This is a genomic window from Arthrobacter sp. MPF02, from assembly GCF_046605375.1.
Taxonomy (GTDB): Bacteria; Actinomycetota; Actinomycetes; order Actinomycetales; family Micrococcaceae; genus Arthrobacter.
Genome location: NZ_CP176772.1, coordinates 473,377 through 492,447 on the forward strand (window position 1 = coordinate 473,377; position 19,071 = coordinate 492,447).

General features: G+C 66.7%; 19 protein-coding genes and 1 pseudogene. 14 read left to right on the plus strand and 6 right to left on the minus strand.

Features of this window, described 5'->3' with window-relative positions:
• Positions 1–62 precede the first annotated feature (62 nt).
• Together ACLH0K_RS02240 and ACLH0K_RS02245 are read left to right on the plus strand one after the other, a co-directional pair.
• Positions 63–643, plus strand: a pseudogene (locus tag ACLH0K_RS02240) (RNA polymerase sigma factor).
• Positions 627–1,457 carry an anti-sigma factor domain-containing protein gene (locus tag ACLH0K_RS02245; protein WP_411375251.1) on the plus strand — a complete coding sequence of 277 codons (831 nt, stop codon included), beginning with the start codon at positions 627–629 and terminating at the stop codon, positions 1,455–1,457. The pseudogene ACLH0K_RS02240 and the gene ACLH0K_RS02245 overlap by 17 nt, the downstream one beginning before the upstream one ends.
• Here ACLH0K_RS02245 and ACLH0K_RS02250 read toward each other — a convergent pair.
• Genes ACLH0K_RS02250 through ACLH0K_RS02270 form a run of 5 tightly spaced genes read right to left on the minus strand, consistent with a single transcriptional unit; the run spans position 1,419 to position 5,835 of the window.
• Positions 1,419–1,931, minus strand: coding sequence for a hypothetical protein (locus ACLH0K_RS02250; RefSeq protein ID WP_411375252.1), 513 nt, complete (start codon positions 1,929–1,931; stop codon positions 1,419–1,421). The genes ACLH0K_RS02245 and ACLH0K_RS02250 overlap by 39 nt on opposite strands.
• Positions 1,932–1,975: 44 nt before the next feature.
• Positions 1,976–3,022, minus strand: coding sequence for a LacI family DNA-binding transcriptional regulator (locus ACLH0K_RS02255; RefSeq protein ID WP_411375253.1), 1,047 nt, complete (start codon positions 3,020–3,022; stop codon positions 1,976–1,978).
• A gap of 28 nt (positions 3,023–3,050) precedes the next feature.
• Positions 3,051–3,788, minus strand: coding sequence for a cupin domain-containing protein (locus ACLH0K_RS02260; RefSeq protein WP_411375254.1), 738 nt, complete (start codon positions 3,786–3,788; stop codon positions 3,051–3,053).
• A complete protein-coding gene (locus tag ACLH0K_RS02265) occupies positions 3,785–4,726 on the minus strand; it encodes a PmoA family protein (protein WP_411375255.1) in 942 nt (313 codons plus the stop codon). The genes ACLH0K_RS02260 and ACLH0K_RS02265 overlap by 4 nt, the downstream gene beginning before the upstream one ends.
• Entirely contained in the window at positions 4,723–5,835 is a 1,113-nt protein-coding gene (locus tag ACLH0K_RS02270) for a Gfo/Idh/MocA family protein (protein WP_411375256.1), read from the minus strand. Before ACLH0K_RS02270 ends, ACLH0K_RS02265 begins: the two co-directional genes overlap by 4 nt.
• A gap of 288 nt (positions 5,836–6,123) precedes the next feature.
• On the opposite strand from ACLH0K_RS02270, the gene araB reads away from it, so the two are divergent.
• Genes araB through araA form a run of 3 tightly spaced genes read left to right on the plus strand, consistent with a single transcriptional unit; the run spans position 6,124 to position 10,099 of the window.
• Positions 6,124–7,860: a ribulokinase gene (araB, locus tag ACLH0K_RS02275; protein WP_411375257.1), complete on the plus strand. Its 1,737-nt coding sequence runs from the start codon at positions 6,124–6,126 to the stop codon at positions 7,858–7,860.
• Entirely contained in the window at positions 7,857–8,546 is a 690-nt protein-coding gene (locus ACLH0K_RS02280; protein WP_411375258.1) for an L-ribulose-5-phosphate 4-epimerase, read from the plus strand. Before araB ends, ACLH0K_RS02280 begins: the two co-directional genes overlap by 4 nt.
• A gap of 32 nt (positions 8,547–8,578) precedes the next feature.
• The gene (araA, locus tag ACLH0K_RS02285) at positions 8,579–10,099 is read left to right on the plus strand and encodes an L-arabinose isomerase (RefSeq protein ID WP_411375259.1); all 1,521 of its coding nucleotides are present in this window, start codon (positions 8,579–8,581) and stop codon (positions 10,097–10,099) included.
• A 65-nt stretch (positions 10,100–10,164) separates the two neighbouring features.
• On the opposite strand, the gene ACLH0K_RS02290 is transcribed toward araA, so the two are convergent.
• Positions 10,165–11,103 (minus strand): ANTAR domain-containing protein, encoded by a 939-nt coding sequence (locus ACLH0K_RS02290; protein ID WP_411375260.1) that lies wholly within the window; start codon positions 11,101–11,103, stop codon positions 10,165–10,167.
• A 353-nt stretch (positions 11,104–11,456) separates the two neighbouring features.
• Between ACLH0K_RS02290 and ACLH0K_RS02295 the strand changes: the two genes are divergently transcribed.
• The 9 genes from ACLH0K_RS02295 to ACLH0K_RS02335 all read left to right on the plus strand — a co-directional run bounded on the left by ACLH0K_RS02295 (position 11,457) and on the right by ACLH0K_RS02335 (position 19,052).
• On the plus strand, positions 11,457–12,947 hold the full coding sequence (locus ACLH0K_RS02295) for an alpha-N-arabinofuranosidase (RefSeq protein WP_411376538.1): 1,491 nt from the start codon (positions 11,457–11,459) through the stop codon (positions 12,945–12,947).
• Between the two features lie 124 nt (positions 12,948–13,071).
• Positions 13,072–13,662, plus strand: coding sequence for an HhH-GPD-type base excision DNA repair protein (locus ACLH0K_RS02300; protein ID WP_411375261.1), 591 nt, complete (start codon positions 13,072–13,074; stop codon positions 13,660–13,662).
• 89 nt (positions 13,663–13,751) lie between these two features.
• Positions 13,752–14,756: a LacI family DNA-binding transcriptional regulator gene (locus ACLH0K_RS02305; protein ID WP_411375262.1), complete on the plus strand. Its 1,005-nt coding sequence runs from the start codon at positions 13,752–13,754 to the stop codon at positions 14,754–14,756.
• Between the two features lie 69 nt (positions 14,757–14,825).
• Positions 14,826–15,377: a cysteine hydrolase family protein gene (locus tag ACLH0K_RS02310; RefSeq protein WP_411375263.1), complete on the plus strand. Its 552-nt coding sequence runs from the start codon at positions 14,826–14,828 to the stop codon at positions 15,375–15,377.
• A 120-nt stretch (positions 15,378–15,497) separates the two neighbouring features.
• Positions 15,498–15,812: an urease subunit gamma gene (locus tag ACLH0K_RS02315; RefSeq protein ID WP_411375264.1), complete on the plus strand. Its 315-nt coding sequence runs from the start codon at positions 15,498–15,500 to the stop codon at positions 15,810–15,812.
• On the plus strand, positions 15,809–16,162 hold the full coding sequence (locus ACLH0K_RS02320; RefSeq protein ID WP_411375265.1) for an urease subunit beta: 354 nt from the start codon (positions 15,809–15,811) through the stop codon (positions 16,160–16,162). The genes ACLH0K_RS02315 and ACLH0K_RS02320 overlap by 4 nt, the downstream gene beginning before the upstream one ends.
• Complete coding sequence (gene ureC, locus ACLH0K_RS02325; RefSeq protein ID WP_411375266.1) at positions 16,159–17,889, plus strand: urease subunit alpha; 1,731 nt, start codon at positions 16,159–16,161, stop codon at positions 17,887–17,889. Before ACLH0K_RS02320 ends, ureC begins: the two co-directional genes overlap by 4 nt.
• Positions 17,890–17,905: 16 nt before the next feature.
• Positions 17,906–18,391, plus strand: a complete 486-nt coding sequence (ureE, locus tag ACLH0K_RS02330) for an urease accessory protein UreE (protein WP_411375267.1) — start codon at positions 17,906–17,908, stop codon at positions 18,389–18,391.
• A complete protein-coding gene (locus ACLH0K_RS02335; protein ID WP_411375268.1) occupies positions 18,372–19,052 on the plus strand; it encodes an urease accessory protein UreF in 681 nt (226 codons plus the stop codon). The genes ureE and ACLH0K_RS02335 overlap by 20 nt, the downstream gene beginning before the upstream one ends.
• Positions 19,053–19,071 lie beyond the last annotated feature (19 nt).

Here is a 19,071-nt window from a genome sequence, read left to right on the forward strand (position 1 = left end):
ATACTGGCATGAGCGGTAACCCAGCCGTGATCCTCGCCAGCGACGCCGGGAAGGAGTCCACCGTGGCACTTCCCGTGCAGGCGTCCGGCGGGTGGGAAGACGCGCTCACCGCCTCGTTCCTGGCCGGTGATGAACAGGCGCTCGCCACGGCCTACCGAGAGTTCGCACCGCTGGTCCACACCCTGGCGCTGCGCTCGCTGTCGGACCGCTCCGCCGCGGACGACGTGACCCAGGAAGTGTTCATCCGGGTATGGCGCTCACGGAGCACGTTCAATCCCCAGCTCGCCAGGCTTCCGGCATGGATCGTGGGAATCACCCGGAACGTGATCGCCGATGCCCGGTCCGCCAGCGCGCGGGAAGTCCGGAAAGCGGTGGCCGCTGTGGGTGCCGGGTTGGCCGATGAGGCCGGTCCGGAGGCCGGCGCGGCGGAAGTCCTGGCGGACAGGCTGCTGGTGGACGGGGAACTGGACCGCCTGGGCGAACCCCAGGGTTCCATCATGAAGCTTGCCTTCTACGAGGACCTGACGCACGAACAGATTTCGCGGAAACTGGACCTTCCGCTTGGTACCGTCAAGAGCCACATCCGCCGCAGCCTGACGCATTTGAGGAAAGATTGGAGGTTGACCATGCCGCATCTCGATGAGGAACAGTTGAGCCTCCTTGCCCTCTACGCCGACTGGGACGACGAAGGCAGCCGCGAGCACCTGCGGGCCTGCCCCTCCTGCGCCACCGAGTTCGCGGCACTGCGCCGGACGGTGGACGCGGTCAGGACGGCGCCGGACAGCAGCGCCCTGTCTGTTCCCGGCCCGCAGGTGTGGGCCGGCATCCACCGGGAACTCGGGCTGTCACCATCCGTGCAGGAAGACCCCCTGGCAGGCCGGGACGTGGCGGCAGCCAACGAAGCCCGGCAGGAGCAGGACGAAGCCCTGCCGCCCAAGGCAGTCCCGCCGTCGGACGCTGCCCCGCCCACCAGCATCACGCAGGCGCGCAGCCACCCGAGGAACAGCAGCCATCAACGGAACAGGGGTGCCTGGTGGCAGCGCACAAGCACCTGGATCGCGGCCGCCGCAGCTGCCGTACTGGTGGCCGCGGGCGGAATCTGGGCCCTGAACCGGCCGCCGCAGCAGTTGGCGCTCGCCGAGGCCCAGCTGACGCCGCTGGCCTCCTATTCAGCCACGGGGTCGGCGCGGGTCGTTGAAACGGGGGACGGTGCCCGCACCCTGGAGGTGACGCTCGACAAGGACGAGGCGCAGGGCTACCAGGAAGTCTGGCTGATCGCCCCGGACCTTTCGAAGCTGGTCAGCCTGGGCGTCATGAACGCGGAGAGCGGAACGTTCCAGGTGCCTGCCGGCCTGCAGCTCTCCGAGTACCCCATTGTGGACGTCTCGGACGAACCGGTGGACGGCAACCCGGCCCACTCAAGCGTCAGCATCGTCCGCGGCACGCTGGCTTCCTGACAGGCGCCTTTCCACGTGGTCCTGCCTTGCCGGCAGGCGCCACTGCACGATCCTGGAGCACTGGACGGCGGCCAGTGCAGTCAGCAGCGCTGCGGCCGCGTGCAGGTACAGCAGCAGGTGCAGGTCGTGGGAAGGGACGGCTGCACCCTGGGCCGGACCGGTGTCCGGCGCTGGGGTTTCCCCGTGGCCGTGTCCGGGAAGCGAAAAGCCGGTGGGGGAGGAAAACGCGCTGAAGGCAAGGTGCAGCAGCTGCTGCGCCACGGCGGCTGCCACCAGGACCGCCCATCCGGGAAGGGTGCGCCGGCCCAGAATGGAGGCCGCCATGCCCAGCAGCGCAGCCAGGGCAAGGACAATCAGGACAGCCGGGGACTGGCCGCCGCCTGTCACGTGCGCGGCCCAGCCAAGGCCCGTGGCCAGCGGGCCCAGCAGCCAGGCGGCGGAGCTTCCCGCCCAGCCGCTCCGGGTGTTTTGCATGGGATCCCCTCGGGTTGCCGGCAGTCTTTGTGGTTCCTACCCTTTTACGCCGGATTCAACTGCCGCGGGGCCGCCGGCCCCGTGGATTCGCGCAGCACCAGCTCCATCAGCGGCAGGCCGGCGGTGTCCTGCGGCGGCTCCTCACCGTGTATCCGTGCAATGAGCTCGCGCATGCTCCTGGCTCCCAGCGCCTCAACGTCCATGTGCACGGTGGAGAGGGACGGGATGAAGTAGGAACCCTCTGGCACGTCGTCCCAGCCGAAGACGCTGACGTCGCCCGGTACCCGGATGCCCTGGTCATGGAGTGACCGGATGACGCCGAAGGCCATCTGGTCGTTGGCGGCGAAAACAGCAGTAACGTCCCTGGTCGCGGCGATTTTCCTGCCGGCGGCATATCCGGAGGCGGGAGACCAGTCGCCGGCGGCGATGCCCAGCGAGGTCAGTCCCTGCGCGGCGATGGCTTCCTGGTAGACGGCCTTGCGGTTGCGGGCGGCTGGCCAGGCGGCGGGGCCTGCAATATGAAAGAAGTTGGTGTGGCCGAGGGCCGCCAGTTCGCGGATGATGCTGTGCACAGCGGTGCCGTCCGCCAGGCTTCCACGGGCGCGCATCTTGTTGTCGTACTCGCCGGCCACCACCATGGGGATGGTTGCCGGTGCGGTTGCGGCGGCGGCCTTGGGGCGGGGCACGAAGGACAGGATTCCGGCGATGTCCTCACCGCTCAGGAGCCGTTCGAGCTGGAGTGCCCGTGCCTGGGCGGTCCCTTCCATGGCCACCACGTCCACGCGGTAGCCACGTGCGTGTGCTGCGCCCGCCGCGCCGTTGAGCATGCGCGCGGGAAAGTACAGGGAGGCTTCCGGAACCACCACAACAACCCGGTACAGTTTCCGCGACCTCAGCGAACGCGCCGCAAGGTTGGGGGTGTACCGAAGCTCGGACAGGGCCTTTTCCACCCGTTCCAGCGTCCCGGGTTTGAGGCCGTTCCTGTCTTTCAGGTACCGGGAGACCGTCTGGTGGGATACTCCTGCGAGCGCTGCCACGTCATAAATCGTGGGCGCTTTTGCCCGCCCCCGGGCAGCAGCTTCCTGCGCCATTTCCGGCGTCCCCTTCCATGCTGGTGGATCAGGCCTGCCGGCCCGGCTCCCACTTCTGCAGCCGCCCGCACATGCCGAAGGCCCGCTCAGGTCCGGCTGCTTGCGCCCGCACCACGGCAGCGTCCGCAAAGTGGCTGAACCTGCCGGCGGCCAGCTCCTTGAGCCACGTTTCCGTCCGCGCGGCTTCGGGCGCGATGGTCTTGTCCCACAGCGCCTGCCAGGCAGGAACGCGGGCCTGGACCAGGCGGACGGCGTCGCGCTGGAACTGCTCGACGACGTCGTGCTGGCCGGCGAGCGCGGCCTCCTTGATGCGCTGGTAGCCGGCCATCGCGGCGTCGCGCCGTGCGCGGGCGGCGTCCGGCAGGGACGACGACGGCCCTCCTGGCAAGGATGCTGCCTTCGCATAGCGCTCCGGGCTGGCCATGGTATCGGCGTCGAAGGTAAGCACGGCGTCACCGGCCTCGGGCAGGCCGCTGTTCTGCATGACCACCAGGATTTCCAGGTTGTCCTGGTTCACCAGGCGGTGGATGGTCCCGGGGGTGAACCAGAGCAGGTCGTTCGGCGCCAGGTCGTAGGATGCGTACCCGGACTGCCGGATGGTCTCCACTTTGCCCGTTCCGGACAGGACAAGGTACGCCTCGGTGGAGGCGGTGTGCATGTGCGGGGAGCCGCCGCACACGCCGTCGGCGGCTTCCCAGTCATACACGCCGAGCCGGCTGAGCGCGACGGCGCCGGGAAAGTGGGCGGGGGCCTGCTGCGCTGTCATGCCCCGGCCTTCACCCCGGCCTGCCGCAAAGCGTCCGCTGCCAGGGACGCGAGGCGGGCCAGCCGCTCCTGGCCGGACTCACCGTCGGCAATCACCACCGCGTACCTGTTCACCATCGTCTCGCCGGCGGCGAAGGTGACTTCCTTGCTGAAGAACGGGGCGGGCCCAAAGCACGCGAAGGGTTCGGAACGGGCGAACCATTCCGGCGGGTGCTGGGCGTTAGCGGTGTCATCGGCGATGAGCACGGTGGAGAACCGGCACGTGTCATCATGCTGGCCGACGAAAGCCAGCCACGGCCCCCGTGCGCCGCGCAGTTCCTCGCCCGTCCTGCCGTCCGGCCCCATGATCCGGCCGCCGGTAAACTCGCGGGGCCCGCGCCAGAACAGGCCCCCGTAGCCCGCATTTTCGCGGCCCTCCGTGGTGGGGGACCCGATGTGGATGTCATGGCCGGAAACATTCGTCATGGCTGTTTCGAAAACAAGTGTCCAGGAATCCGCGTCCGGTCCGGCGCTGATTCGCAGGGCGCGGACCTCATCCACCACGTGCTCTCCGGGCTGTGTCCACCAGGCGAGGGCGTGGGAGAAGTGGAACCCGGCGTCGTCTGTCCCGGCCTCGAGGATCCGTTCGTGCTTCATCCGCCCGTTGTTGGGCAGCCACTGGTAGTCCTTGCCCCGGCGGTAGCTGGGGCCGCCCCAGAAGTTGTCCTCGCCAAAGTGGGGCAGCGACCATGCGATGCCCTTGTGCCAGACGTGGTCCCAGGGCCGGTAGGCACTCACGGTTTCCCCGGCGGTGGTGCGCAGCGGATGGAAGAAAGGCCGGGGTGATTCGCGCTGCTCGTCCGTGGCGTCGTAGGTGTAGGTGGCGATGTCCAGGTTCCCGAGGGAGACCGTGAAGGACTGTTCTTCGTCCCGCCAGGTGATCGGTGCAGGATTGCTCATGCGTTCAGTTCTTCCTCTTGCTTCCAGGGTTCCAGGTGCCCGTCCATGCGGGTGAAGAATGGGCTGCTGTCATCAATCTCCCCGCGGGCTATCGTTGTTCCGCTGACGCTTGAAGCATAGATCGCGGCAGCCAGTTCCATAGTGGCGTACGCATCGGTCACCGTCACGGGTGCCGGGCCGCCGTCGGCAATGCTCCGGATGATGGCCCCGTACTGCGCGGGGTGTCCGCTGGCCACGTCCTCGCCCTGGTTCCAGGATGCGACGGCGTCCTCCCGCCCGGGTGCGGGCGTCACGGTCCAGTTGGTGTCGCTGTAGCCGTACAGGTGTTCCAGTTCAACGCTGGCGTGCTCGAAGTCGAGGCGCAGGTAGGAGGTTTCGCGGGGCGAAATGACGGAGTTGATGATGGTGGCGATCGCTCCGGATTCGAAGCGGACGACGGCTGCGGAGGCGTCTTCGGTGTCGGTTTTGCGGGCCAGTTTCCCGGCGAAGGCGGTGACTTCCGCCCAGGGTCCCCAGAGGTGGAGCAGGAGGTCGAACTGGTGGATGCCGTGGCCCATGGTGGGGCCGCCGCCCTCCACGTCCCAGAGGCCACGCCAGGGGACGTCGAAGTAGGCCTGGTTCCGGAACCAGAGCGTGTTGCAGGTGCCTACCAGCGGCCGTCCCAGGACGCCGGCCTGTTGCAGGGACCGGAGCCTTTGGGCGCCGGAACCGAAGCGGTGCTGGAAGATGCAGCTCAGCGTCCCGGCGGAGGCCGCCTCGGCGGCTTCCAGTTCACGCATCTGGGCCAGGGACAGGGCCGGTGGCTTCTCGACGACGGCGTGCAAACCCAGGGAGAGCGCTTCCAGCGCCAGGGGGAAGTGGCTAAACGGGGGAGTGCAGATGGCCACGAGGTCCAGCCCGCCGCCGTCGAGCGCTTCCTTCAGGCTCGGGGCAGTCCTGGTGACGCCCCATGTGGCGGCGAATCCCTTGGCTCGGGCAGCATCGATATCGACGGCGGCGGTGAGTTCGACGCCGGGCTGCTGCAGCAGGGCGTCCGCATGGGCATTGGCGATGCCGCCGGTCCCGATGATGGCGACGCGGACCTTGGAGGTTTGTGGTGTTTCGGTCATGGCTGCTTTCGGATAGTGGAGGAATGCTCATCGATGAGGCCGGGCGAGGGTATCCGGGCGTGCGTTTTGTGCTTCCGCATCGGCTTCAGGAACGGTGCGGAAAGAGGGAATGTGATCGGTAACACGAGTCTTTGTTACTGATCACTTTTTGTCAACGGCCCGTCCGGTATCGGCTGGATAGGGTCCTTCGCCGGCTGCAGGCGCAGGCAAGGGTTGACGCAGCATCTTGTTAGCGCTCACAATAATTCCCATGCCGCAACGCTGCGGCGGTAGTGGAGGAATTTTCAGATGAACCCAGTGGATAGCCCGGACGCCTGCGTTATCGGCGTGGATTATGGCACCCTGTCCGGCAGGGCGGTGGTGGTGCGGGTGCGCGACGGCAAGGAGCTGGGCAGCGGCATCTACGACTACCCGCACGCCGTTGTCACGGATGCCCTTCCCGAGGATGTAGCGGGCGACGGCGCCGTGCGGCTTCCCGGCGAGTGGGCGCTGCAGGTGCCGAACGACTACCGCGACGTCCTGCGGCACGCCGTTCCTGCCGCAGTCGCCGAGGCGGGGATCAACCCGGCCGCCGTCGTCGGAATCGCTACGGACTTCACCGCCTGCACCATGGTGCCCGCCAAGGCGGACGGGACCCCGTTGAACGAGGTACCGGGCTTTGAGAACCGTCCGCACGCCTATGTGAAGCTGTGGCGCCACCACGCCGCCCAAGGGCAGGCGGATCGGATCAACCGGCTGGCCGCCGGGCGCGGCGAGGAGTGGCTGCCGCGCTATGGCGGGCTGATCTCCTCGGAATGGGAATTTGCCAAGGGTTTGCAGCTGTTGGAAGAGGACCCGGAAGCCTACGCTGCCATGGACCATTGGGTGGAGGCCGCGGACTGGATAGTGTGGCAGCTGTGCGGCAGGTACGTCCGCAACGCGTGCACCGCCGGCTACAAGGGGATCTACCAGGACGGGCGCTACCCGTCAGAGGACTTCCTGGCGGCCCTGAACCCGCAGTTCAAGGATTTCGTCAGCGCCAAGCTCGAGCACACCATCGGCCGGTTGGGTGACGCCGCCGGAACCCTTACGGCAGAAGCCGCCGCCTGGACAGGGCTTCCCGAAGGGATTGCCGTTGCCGTGGGCAACGTGGATGCACACGTTACTGCCCCCGCCGCGAAGGCAGTGGAACCGGGCCAGCTGGTGGCCATCATGGGCACCTCCACCTGCCACGTGATGAACGGCAGCAAGCTGCGTGAAGTGCCCGGGATGTGCGGCGTGGTGGACGGCGGGATCGTCCCCGGGCTCTGGGGCTACGAAGCGGGGCAGTCCGGCGTCGGTGACATCTTCGGTTGGTTCACCAGGCACGGCGTGCCGCCCGAATACCACCAGGCTGCCGAGGCTGCCGGGCTGGGTGTCCACGAGTACCTCACCGAACTTGCCTCCGCGCAGGCAATCGGCCAACACGGCCTCATCGCCCTCGACTGGCACTCGGGCAACCGCTCGGTGCTTGTGGACCACGAGCTCTCCGGCGTCGTGGTGGGGCAGACCCTCGCCACCAAACCGGAGGACACCTACCGGGCGCTGCTGGAAGCTACAGCTTTTGGCACGCGCACCATCGTGGACGCCTTCCGCGATGCCGGTGTTCCCGTTAATGAGTTCATCGTGGCCGGCGGGTTGTTGAAGAACAGGCTCCTGATGCAGATTTACGCGGACGTCACAGGGCTGCAGCTGTCCACCATCGGCTCGGCCCAGGGGCCGGCCCTCGGTTCCGCCATCCACGCCGCGGTGGCCGCCGGCCAGTACGCAGACATCCGCGAAGCTGCCGCCGCCATGGGCTCAGAGCCGGGCGAGGTTTACACGCCTATTCCCGAAAACGTGGCCGTGTACGAGGAACTGTTCCAGGAGTACAAGACCCTGCACGACTACTTCGGCCGCGGCAGCAACAACGTGATGCACCGGCTCAAGGCCCTCCAGCGCAAGGCCGCCGGTTCCCTGCTGCAGACGGCTGCCAAATCCGCAACCCCCGTGGAGGTGCCGGCATGAACATCCTCGATTCAATCGCCAGGATCCGGGAGGAGGTCTGTGCCCTGCACGCCGAGCTGACCCGCTACGAACTGGTGGTCTGGACGGCCGGCAACATCTCCGCGCGGGTGCCGGGACAGGACCTGATGGTCATCAAGCCCTCCGGCGTCTCCTACCAGGACCTGACGCCGGAGCAGATGGTGGTTACCGACCTTTACGGCGTCCCTGTGCCGGGGAATGCGGAAGGCGAGTGGGGCAACCCGGCGTTGTCGCCGTCGTCGGACACTGCAGCGCACGCCTATGTCTACCGGCATATGCCCGAGGTGGGCGGCGTGGTGCACACGCACTCCACCTACGCCACCGCCTGGGCTGCCCGCGGGGAAGCGATCCCGTGCGTGCTCACCATGATGAGCGACGAGTTCGGCGGTTCCATCCCGGTGGGGCCCTTCGCGCTGATCGGCGACGACTCGATCGGCCACGGCATCGTGGAGACGCTGAAGAACTCCAACTCCCCGGCCGTGCTGATGCAGAACCACGGACCGTTCACCATCGGCAAGGACGCCCGCGCTGCCGTGAAGGCGGCGGTGATGTGCGAGGAAGTGGCCCGGACTGTCCACATCGCACGGCAACTCGGTGAGCCGCTGCCCATCGACCAGGGCCACATCGACTCGCTGTATGCCCGCTACCAAAACGTCTACGGCCAATAGCTGCCGGCCCACCAACTTTCCAGGAGACCTTTATGAGCACCGCCGCATCCACCTCCCTTGACGGTTACGAGGTCTGGTTCCTCACCGGCAGCCAGCACCTCTACGGCGAGGACGTCCTCAAACAGGTGGCCGCGCAGTCGCAGGACATCGCCACCCAGCTCAACGCTGCGTCGTCCGTGCCGGTCAAAATCGTGTGGAAGCCGGTCCTGACCGACTCGGATGCCATACGCCGTACCGCGCTGGAGGCCAACTCGGACGATTCGGTCATCGGGGTCACCGCCTGGATGCACACCTTCAGCCCGGCCAAGATGTGGATCCAGGGCCTGGACCTGCTGCGCAAGCCGCTGCTGCACCTGCACACCCAGGCCAACCGGGACCTGCCCTGGGCGGACATCGACTTCGACTTCATGAACCTGAACCAGGCCGCGCACGGCGACCGCGAGTTCGGGTACATCCAGTCCCGCCTGGGCATCGCCCGGAAGACCGTCGTCGGGCACGTCTCCGATTCCGAGGTGGCACGGCAGGTGGGCTCCTGGCAGCGCGCAGCCGCCGGCTGGGCCGCCGTGCGCACGCTGAAGCTGACCCGCTTCGGCGACAACATGCGCAACGTTGCCGTCACCGAAGGCGACAAGACCGAGGCCGAGCTGCGGTTCGGTGTCGCGGTCAACACCTGGTCCGTGAACGATCTCGCCGACGCCGTGCACGCTGCCGCGGAGTCCGACGTCGACGCCCTGGTTGCCGAGTACGAGGACCTTTACGACGTGGTGCCGGAGCTCCGCGCAGGCGCGGCGCGGCACGACTCCCTCCGTTATGGCGCCAGGATCGAACTCGGCCTCCGGAGCTTCCTGGAAGCCAATGGTTCCGCTGCCTTCACCACGTCCTTCGAGGACCTCGGGGCCCTCCGGCAGCTTCCCGGCCTGGCAGTGCAGCGGCTCATGGCCGCCGGGTACGGCTTCGGCGCCGAAGGTGACTGGAAGACCGCCATCCTGGTCCGGGCCGCGAAGGTGATGGGTGGGGACCTGCCCGGCGGCGCCTCCCTGATGGAGGACTACACGTACCACCTGGAACCCGGCGCGGAGAAGATCCTGGGGGCGCACATGCTCGAGGTCTGCCCTTCCCTGACCGCGCAGAAGCCGCGGCTGGAAATTCACCCGCTGGGGATCGGCGGCAAGGAGGACCCCGTGCGCCTGGTGTTCGACGCCGATGCCTCCCCGGGTGTCGTCGTCGCCCTGTCCGACATGCGGGACCGTTTCCGCCTGGTGGCCAACGCCGTCGATGTCGTCCCGCTGGAACAGCCGCTGCCCAACCTGCCCGTCGCCCGGGCGCTCTGGCAGCCCAAGCCGGACTTTGCCACCTCAGCCGCCGCCTGGCTTACCGCCGGCGCCGCACACCACACCGTGCTCTCCACCCAGGTGGGCCTGGACGTGTTCGAGGACTTCGCCGAGATCGCCAAAATCGAACTGCTCACCATCGACGAAGGCACCACCATCGGCCAGTTCAAAAAGGACCTGAACTGGAACGCCGCGTACTACAGGCTGGCCGGCGGAATCTAGCGCGGTCTTCGGACACAGCAACAGGCTCCGGAACAACTGCTCCGGAGCCTGTTGTTATGTCCGCGTCAGTGCCCGAAGTGGGCGCGCGGAGCTCCCTCCGGCAGCCTCTGGAGGATGTCCTCGGCGATCCTGCGCACCTTGATGTTCCGGTGGCTCGAGGCCTTGGCCAGGATGGAGAAGGCCTCGTGGTAGGAGCACCTGTTCTGCGCCATGATCACCCCGCAGGCCACGTTTATGGACGTGCGGCTGTCCAGGGCCGAGCGGAGGTCCGACGCCATGGACCGGGCGGTATGGAGGTCAATGGCCATTTGCAGGCTCTTGGCCGCGAGGCCCGCGAAGGAGCGGGCCTCGGCGATGACCTGGAGCGGAAACGCCTTGGCGTCCTGGGCGAAGAAGGCAAGGGCGGCGGGGGTTTCCCGGGCAGCACCGTCCTGGGCGGCACCGTCCCCGGAAGCCGCATCCGCTGCACTGTCCAGCGCCAGCCGGACGCCGAGCACGCTGCCGAGGCCTGCGGACTGGAGCTGGTCGCAGTAGCGGGGCCAGCGGAAGTCGCCGTTGCGCTGGAGCACGGCCACGGGCTGGCCGCCTTGAAGCACTTCGCTCACCGGTCCCTCTGCCGCCTGGTGCTCCCACTGCAGCAGCTGCACTGCTTCAGCGGAGGTGCCTGTGACGGCGGGTGCTTTCTTGGGCTGGTGCACCACCACGCCGCATTCAATCCGGAGCCCCGCCGTCCGGATTACCAACTGGGCGGAAGCATTCACCAGCCGCTGCAGCGATTCGGCGAGGGATTCCGTGCCCGTCACCAGGTCCAGCAGCAGGTCCTGGCTGCCGCTCCCGGGCTGCTTGGCCAGCGCCGTGAGAGGCGGCGCGGTGCGGCCGGCCGGGGCCCGTGGCGCAAGAAGAGGGCCGGCGACGGCTGGGGGAGAGTCCTTGGTCTCAAAGGACTCCTCGTCGCCGGCCCCGCTTAATACCCGTGTCCGATGGACCGGGAAGCCGGAGTTCACATGTCGTGCATGCATTGCCAGTCTCACACCCCCTAGTGAGCCGCGTACCGCGAGTCAGAACACCTGTTGTCTCTGCCAAGAAATCTAGTTCCGCCCCCGGTGCGGACAACCGCGTAGGGAGTACCTGTTTTTGGGATTAGGTAGTACTTGCTCCGCCAAAAATTTCCCGCCCTCAGCGTTGCCGCAGGTGGGACGCGTTGTCCTCGTTTCCACTGGCAAGGGCGCAGTATCCGGCCTGTGCTTTCGGACCTTGACTCCGGCCAGGGAAACCCCAACAATAATTTCTATAACGTTGTAAAAGAAACGAGGAAGTTTTCGTGACCACACCAGAACCGGCCGCGGCCAAGATCACCATGGATCCCGCCTTCGCTGTGGGACCCGTGCGCCGCCGCACCTTCGGCGCCTTCGTGGAGCACCTTGGCCGTTGCGTCTACACCGGAATTTTCGAGCCGGAGCATCCCAGGGCTGATGAGGACGGCTTCCGCGGGGATGTCCTGGAACTTACCCGCGAACTAGGTGTTTCCACGGTGCGCTACCCGGGCGGCAACTTTGTGTCCGGCTACCGCTGGGAGGACGGCGTGGGCCCAGCGGACCAGCGCCCGGTGCGGCTGGACCTGGCCTGGCACTCCACCGATCCCAACCTGTTGGGCGTGGACGAGTTCGCCAAGTGGTCCGCGAAGGCGGGCATCGAAACCATGATGGCCGTAAACCTGGGCACCCGCGGCACCCAGGAGGCACTGGACCTGCTGGAGTACTGCAACATCGACGGCGGCACCCGGCTGTCCGAACAGCGGCGCGCCAATGGCGCCTGGGACGGCTATGGCATCAAGATGTGGTGCCTGGGCAACGAGATGGACGGCCCGTGGCAGATCGGGCACAAGAGTGCCCGCGAATACGGCCGGCTGGCAGCCGATACGGCACGCGGCATGCGCATGATCGAACCCGACCTGGAACTCGTGGCGTGCGGCAGCTCCGGTCCCACCATGAGCACATTCGGCGAATGGGAGCGCGTGGTCCTGTCCGAAACCTACGAACTGGTGGATCTCATCTCCGCGCACCAGTACTTCGAGGACTTCGGCGACCTGCAGGAACACCTCTCAGCGGGCCACCGCATGGAAGCCTTCATCCACGACATCGTGAGCCACATCGACCACGTGAAGTCCGTGAAGAAGTCCACCAAGCAGGTGAACATCTCCTTCGATGAGTGGAACGTCTGGCACATGAGCCGCGACGAGTCCCGCGCACCCAGCGGAAAGGACTGGCCCGTTGCCCCCGTCCTCCTGGAGGACACCTACACCGTGGCGGACGCCGTCGTCGTCGGTGATCTCCTGATCACCCTGCTCCGGAACACGGACCGCGTCCACTCTGCCAGCCTCGCCCAGTTGGTGAACGTCATCGCCCCCATCATGACCGAGCCGGGCGGGCGCTCATGGAAGCAGACCACTTTCCATCCCTTCGCCCTCACCTCCCGGCATGCGTCCGGCACCGTGCTGCAGCTCGCCGTCGAGTCGCCCCTGGTCAGCGGCGGCAAGACGCAGGACTTCGCGGCCGTGTCCGCCGTCGCAACCTATGACGCAGCCAAGGGCGAGGCTGTGGTGTTCGCCGTCAACCGGTCCGCCACGGAAACGCTGCGCCTGGACGCCATGGTGTCCGCGCTGGGAGACGTCCAGGTGGTGGAGGCGCTCACCTACACCAACAAGGACCCGTACTGGCAGGCCACCGCGGATGACTCCACCTCCGTGCTGCCGGCCGAGAACATCTCGGCAAAGGCCGGCGGCGGCCGCCTCACCGTGGAGCTTCCGGCCGTGTCCTGGTCCATGATCCGGCTGGCCGTCACCAACTAACCCATCGAGTTTTTGTCCAGATATGCGGAGATAACGGCCCGTGAAGCCTGCATATCTGGACAAAAACTCCGGGGGAGGCTTCCGGGAGGGGGCAGTATGACGACGGCGGGCGGCAGGTGGGAGGATGTACGGCATGGAATTGCACATCACCGGAGATCCTGCCGCGGACAAGCTGCTGAGCGAGGACGACTTCGCCCTGTTGACGGGCATGCTGCTGGACCAGCAGGTCACCATGGAGTCCGCCTTCGCCGGGCCTGAGAAGATCAAGGCCCGCATTGGGTCCCTGCTGCCGGAGGCCATCGCCTCACATGATCCGGCAGCCTTCGTGGAGATGTTCAAGGAGCGTCCGGCCGTGCACCGCTTCCCCGGATCCATGGCAGCCCGGGTGCAGGCGCTGGCGGAAGCCGTGCAGAACGAGTGGGACGGGGAGGCCGCAGCGATCTGGACCAAGGATGACCCCGACGGCGCCGAGGTGCTCCGCCGGCTCAAGGCACTTCCGGGCTTCGGCGAACAGAAGGCGAAAATCTTCCTCGCCCTGCTGGGCAAGCAGCGGGGGCTCCAGGCGCCAGGGTGGCGGGAGGCTGCCGGGCACTACGGCGAAGAAGGAGCCTACCTGTCAGTCGCGGACATCGTGGACCCCGAGTCCCTGGCCAAGGTCCGCGCCAGCAAGCAGGCCGCCAAGGCCGCGGCGAAAGCGGCCAAGGCGAAAGGCTGATTCTGCCCTCACGACCGGCGTTTGCCGTCGCGGCGTCACCTTCTGCAACGATGTATCCCGGAACTGGCGGAACCACACTAAGGAGCCATATGGCGGTCACCATGAACGACGTTGCACGCGCGGCGGGGGTGTCGCTCAAAACGGTTTCCAACGTCCTGAACGACTACGAGTTCATCCGCCCCGCCACCAAGCAGCGGGTCCAGGACGCCATCGCCGAGCTGGGGTACGAGGCGAACCTCACGGCCCGGAGCCTGCGGTCCGGCAAAACCTCCATGCTGGGCCTGGTGCTGTCCGATCTTTCCGCACCCTACTACGCGGAACTGGCGTCGAAGCTGATGAAGGCTGCCGCGCGGCGCGGCTACCGCGTCCTGGTGGAGCAGTCAGACGCCGAAGGCAGCGCGGAACTGAATGCCTTGCAGGGACCGTTCCGGCAGCTCACTGACGGCCTGCTGTTCACCCCGCTGGCTATCGATGCCGACGCCGTTGCCTCCCGGGCGGGCAAGAAACCCCTGGTGATGCTCGGCGAACACATCATGGACCCGCGGTTCGACCTGGTCACCATGAAGAACGAGGAAGCGGCCGCCACGGTCACCGCCCACCTGCTGGGGAGTGGACGCCGCCGCATCGCCGTGGTTGGTGCCAGCCCCGAGGAGTCCGCAGGCAGCGCCGGCCTGAGGCTCAACGGTTACCGCAGGGCCCTGGAGGAAGCCGGTGTCGCGTTCGACCCCGACCTCATCGCCCCGGCCGAATGGCGCCGCGATGCCGGGGCCGCGGCCGTGGCAGGGCTGCTCGACAGGGAGGTCCGGTTCGACGCCGTGTTCGGCCTGAATGACGTCCTGGCGCTCGGGGCCATGCACCAGCTGCTGATCCGCGGCATCGAGGTTCCGCAGGACGTGGCCGTGGCCGGCTTCGACGACATCGACGAAGCCAGATTCGCGTCGCCGTCGCTGACCACCATCTCGCCCGGCATGGATGAGATCGCCGAGCGCTCCATCGCCCTGCTGCTCGACCGGATCTCCGGCCGGGAAAGTGACGGGCAGGGACTGCACGTGGAGGCCGGCTTTGAACTCAGGATCCGGGAGTCGGCGCCGTAACTTCCAGTTTTGGCCGGCACCTCGGCGGGTACGGTTCCGGCACAGGTTACGTAAAGGGAAGGTGCCTCCATGATTGCTCTTTTGGTCATAGATATGCAGAACGCGTTCTTCGAGGCGCCCGAACTCGCCGCACAGCAGGAGCAGCTGGTCGCGTCGTGCAACAGACTGCTGGAAGCGTTCAAGGCAAGCGGGCACAAGGCGTTGTTTGTGGGTACGGAGCACGAGCGGGACAAGTCCACCTGGAGCCTGAACATGCTCGACGACGACCAGGGCTTTATCTTCCGCGGCAGCGAGCAGGCACAAGCTGTTCCCGGCCTCGCGATAAACGGCCTGCCGCAGCTGAACAAGACCCGGGACAGCGCCTTCGTAGGTACCAACCTGCTGTCCCGACTGCGGAACTGGGGCGCCGACGAGGTGGTGCTCGCCGGGGTTTCCACCCATAACTGCATCGCGCAGACGGGGGCGGACGCCTTCGCCCACAACATCCGGGCCACCTACGCCAAGGATGCCATGGCCTCGGAGGACAACCAGGACGCCGCGGACATGCTGCGCATCCTCTCCACCAGCTACCGCCAGCCAGTCCAGTCCACCGACGAGATCCTGGCCCGCCTCAACCAGTAGGCCGCGCGTGGCCGAAGCCCGATCCGGGAACCGGGCATTACAAACCTGAAACGTGGCCGAAACGTTCGGCACCTACTGTGGGTCCCACGCCGTCCGGCGGCTGTTGTGGAAGGGACCCGAATGCACCTGATGCCGCGTGAGCAGGAAAAACTGATGATCGTGGTTGCCGCGGACCTTGCCCGGCGGCGGCAGGCCCGCGGGCTCAAGCTCAATTACCCCGAAGCCGTGGCCATTATCAGCTACGAATTAATCGAAGGTGCCCGTGACGGCCGGACCGTTGCCGAGCTGATGAGCTACGGCACCACGCTCCTGACCCGCGACGACGTCATGGAGGGCGTGCCCGAAATGATCCACGACGTGCAGATCGAGGCCACCTTTCCCGACGGCACCAAGCTGGTCACCGTCCACGATCCCATTCGCCAGGTGCAGCCATGATTCCCGGAGAATACGTCCTCAGGCCCGAACCCGTGACACTGAACGCCGGGCAGGACGCCATCACCGTCGAGGTGCTCAACACGGGTGACCGGCCCATCCAGGTGGGCTCACACTTCCACTTCGCGGAGGCGAACGCCGCCCTGGACTTCGACCGGGACGCAGCGCATGGCCGCCGGCTGGACATTCCCGCCGGCACCGCCGCCCGGTTCGAGCCGGGGGACTCTCGGAGCGTGCGGCTCATCGAACTCGCCGGCGTCCGGGAAGTTTACGGACTGGGCAACGCCGTCAACGGAAGGCTCGACGGCGGCACCCACGCGGACAGGCCTGTTACAGAAAGGGACAGCCAGTGAGCTTCGAGATTCGGCGCCGGCAGTACGCCGACCTGTACGGCCCGACCACCGGCGACAAAATCCGCCTGGCCGACACCGACCTGTTCCTCGAAATCGAAAAGGACCTCACCGTCTATGGCGAAGAGGTGGTGTTCGGCGGCGGCAAGGTAATCCGCGACGGCATGGGCCAGAACGGCCAGGTTATGCGTGACGAGGACGTTCCGGACACCGTGATCACCAACGCCGTCATCCTGGACTGCACCGGAATCTACAAGGCGGACGTGGCGCTGCGGGACGGGCACATCTTCCGGATCGGCAAGGCCGGCAACCCGCAGATCACCGACGGCGTGGACATCGTGATCGGCGCCAGCACCGAAATCATCGCCGGGGAACGGAAAATCCTCACCGCCGGCGGCATCGACACCCATATCCATTTCATCTCGCCGGACCAGGTCCCGACTGCCCTTGCCAGCGGCATCACCACCATGATCGGCGGCGGGACCGGCCCGGCCGAGGGCACCAAGGCCACCACCGTAACCCCGGGGCAGTGGCACATCCAGCGCATGCTGCAGGCGGCGGAGGCGTTCCCGATGAACATCGGCCTTTTCGGCAAAGGCCACGCGTCCGCCGTCGAACCGCTTGCAGAGCAGATCCGCGCCGGCGCCATCGGGCTGAAGGTGCATGAGGACTGGGGCTCCACCACGTCCTCCATCGACACATCCCTGACGGTGGCTGACGAGTATGACGTCCAGGTGGCCATCCACACCGACACCCTGAACGAGTGCGGCTTCGTGGAGGACACCATCCGGGCCATTAACGGCCGCGTGATCCACACGTTCCACACCGAAGGCGCGGGCGGCGGACATGCCCCGGACATCATCAAAATCGCCGGCATGCCCAACGTCCTGCCGGCCTCCACCAACCCCACGCTCCCGTACACCCGCAACACGATCGAAGAGCACCTGGACATGCTGATGGTCTGCCACCACCTCAACCCGGACATCCCCGAGGACGTGGCATTCGCCGATTCGCGCATCCGCGCCGAGACCATCGCCGCCGAGGACGTCCTGCAGGACCTGGGGATCTTCTCCATCACCTCCTCCGACTCCCAGGCGATGGGCCGGGTGGGCGAGGTGATCACGCGCACGTGGCAGGTGGCGGACAGCATGAAGAAGCAGCGCGGTGTTTTGGAGGATAACGACGGCGGGGCACACGGCTCGGCGGGAAGCGACAACTTCCGGCTCAAGCGCTACGTGGCCAAGTACACCATCAACCCCGCCATAGCCCAAGGCATCGCCGACTCCGTGGGCTCAGTGGAGGAAGGCAAGTTTGCCGACCTGGTCCTCTGGGACCCCGCGTTCTTCGGCGTAAAGCCCGAGCTCGTGATTAAGGGCGGCCAGATTGCCTATGCGCTGATGGGCGACGCAAACGCTTCCATTCCCACACCGCAGCCACGCACCATGCGCCCGATGTTCGGCGCGCTCGGCAAGGCGGTGCAGCAGTCCTCCATCACGTTCCTTTCGCAGGCGGCTATCGAGGCCGGGGTTCCGCAAGAGCTCGGGCTGGAAAAGGTCATCCGGCCCGTCTCAGGAATCCGGAACCTCACCAAGGCCGACCTGAAGTACAACGACGCAACCCCGGACATCCGGGTGGACCCGGAAACCTACCAGGTGAAGGTCGACGGCGAGGACGTCACCTGCGAGCCGGCCGACGTGCTCCCCATGGCCCAGCGCTACTTCCTCTTCTAGAACACCGGAGAACCCCGTGATCATCGACAAAGTCCTCGGCAACCTGCACGACCTGCCGGAAACAGACCTCGCCGCCTATGCCGGGCTGCACCGCGAGAAAGTGGTGCTGCCCAGCACCCAGCTGGTCAAGCGCATCCAGCGCGCAACGACCGACCACGGCAAGGAGATCGGCATCCGCCTGCCGTCGGCGGCAGGGGACCTGCGCGACGGCGACATCCTGCACGTCGCAGAGTCGAACATGATCGTGGTGTCCGTGCTCCCCACCGACGTCCTGGTCATCGCACCCCGCACGCTTTTCGAAATGGGCGTCACGGCCCACTCCCTCGGCAACCGGCACCTGCAGGCGCAGTTCTTTGACGCGGAGTCGGAGTACGGGGCCGAGGTCATGGTGTGCGCCTACGACCACACCGTCGAGGACTACCTCCGCCACGCCGGAGTGCCCTACTCCCGGCAGGAACGCGTCATGCCAGTGCCTTTCCGCCATGCTGAACACTCGCACTAGCTACCAGCTGGCGTTGCAGCAGCTCACTGACTCTGCGCTTCCTACCGGGGCTTTTGCGCACTCCCTTGGGTTTGAGACGTACCTCGACGACGGGATCGTTTTTGATGAGGAGTCGTTTGGGGCCTGGTTGTCCATGTACATCTCGCAGTCGCTTACCTACTCGGACGGGCTGGCTATCCGGTTCTTGTATGAGGGGCGGGATGTCCTTGAACTCGATGCCCTGCTGTCCGCGCAGCTGCTGCCGCGCCAGGTTCGGGAGGCCAGCATCAAGATGGGCGGGCGGCTGCTCGAGATCGGGGCGGAAGTTTTCCCGTCGGACGCGCTGGCACTGTACCTGGGCCTGGTGACCCGCGGTGCGGCCGCAGGACACCAGCCGCTGGCGTTCGCCGTCGTCGCGCGTTCCCTGGGCGTGCCGCTGCAGGAGGCGCTCGCCGCCTACCTGTTCGCCACCGTCACCTCTCTGACGCAGAACGCGGTCAGGGCAATCCCGTTGGGCCAGAACGCGGGGCAGCGCGTGCTGCGGAAAGCGCACGACGACGTCGCTGCCGCCACCGAACGGATCGCGCGCCTTGCGCCGGACGACTTCGGGGCAGTCAGCCCCGGACTGGAAATTTCGCAGATGCGGCACGAACGCCAGCGTGCCCGGATGTTCATGAGCTGACCGGGCTTGTGACGGAGGA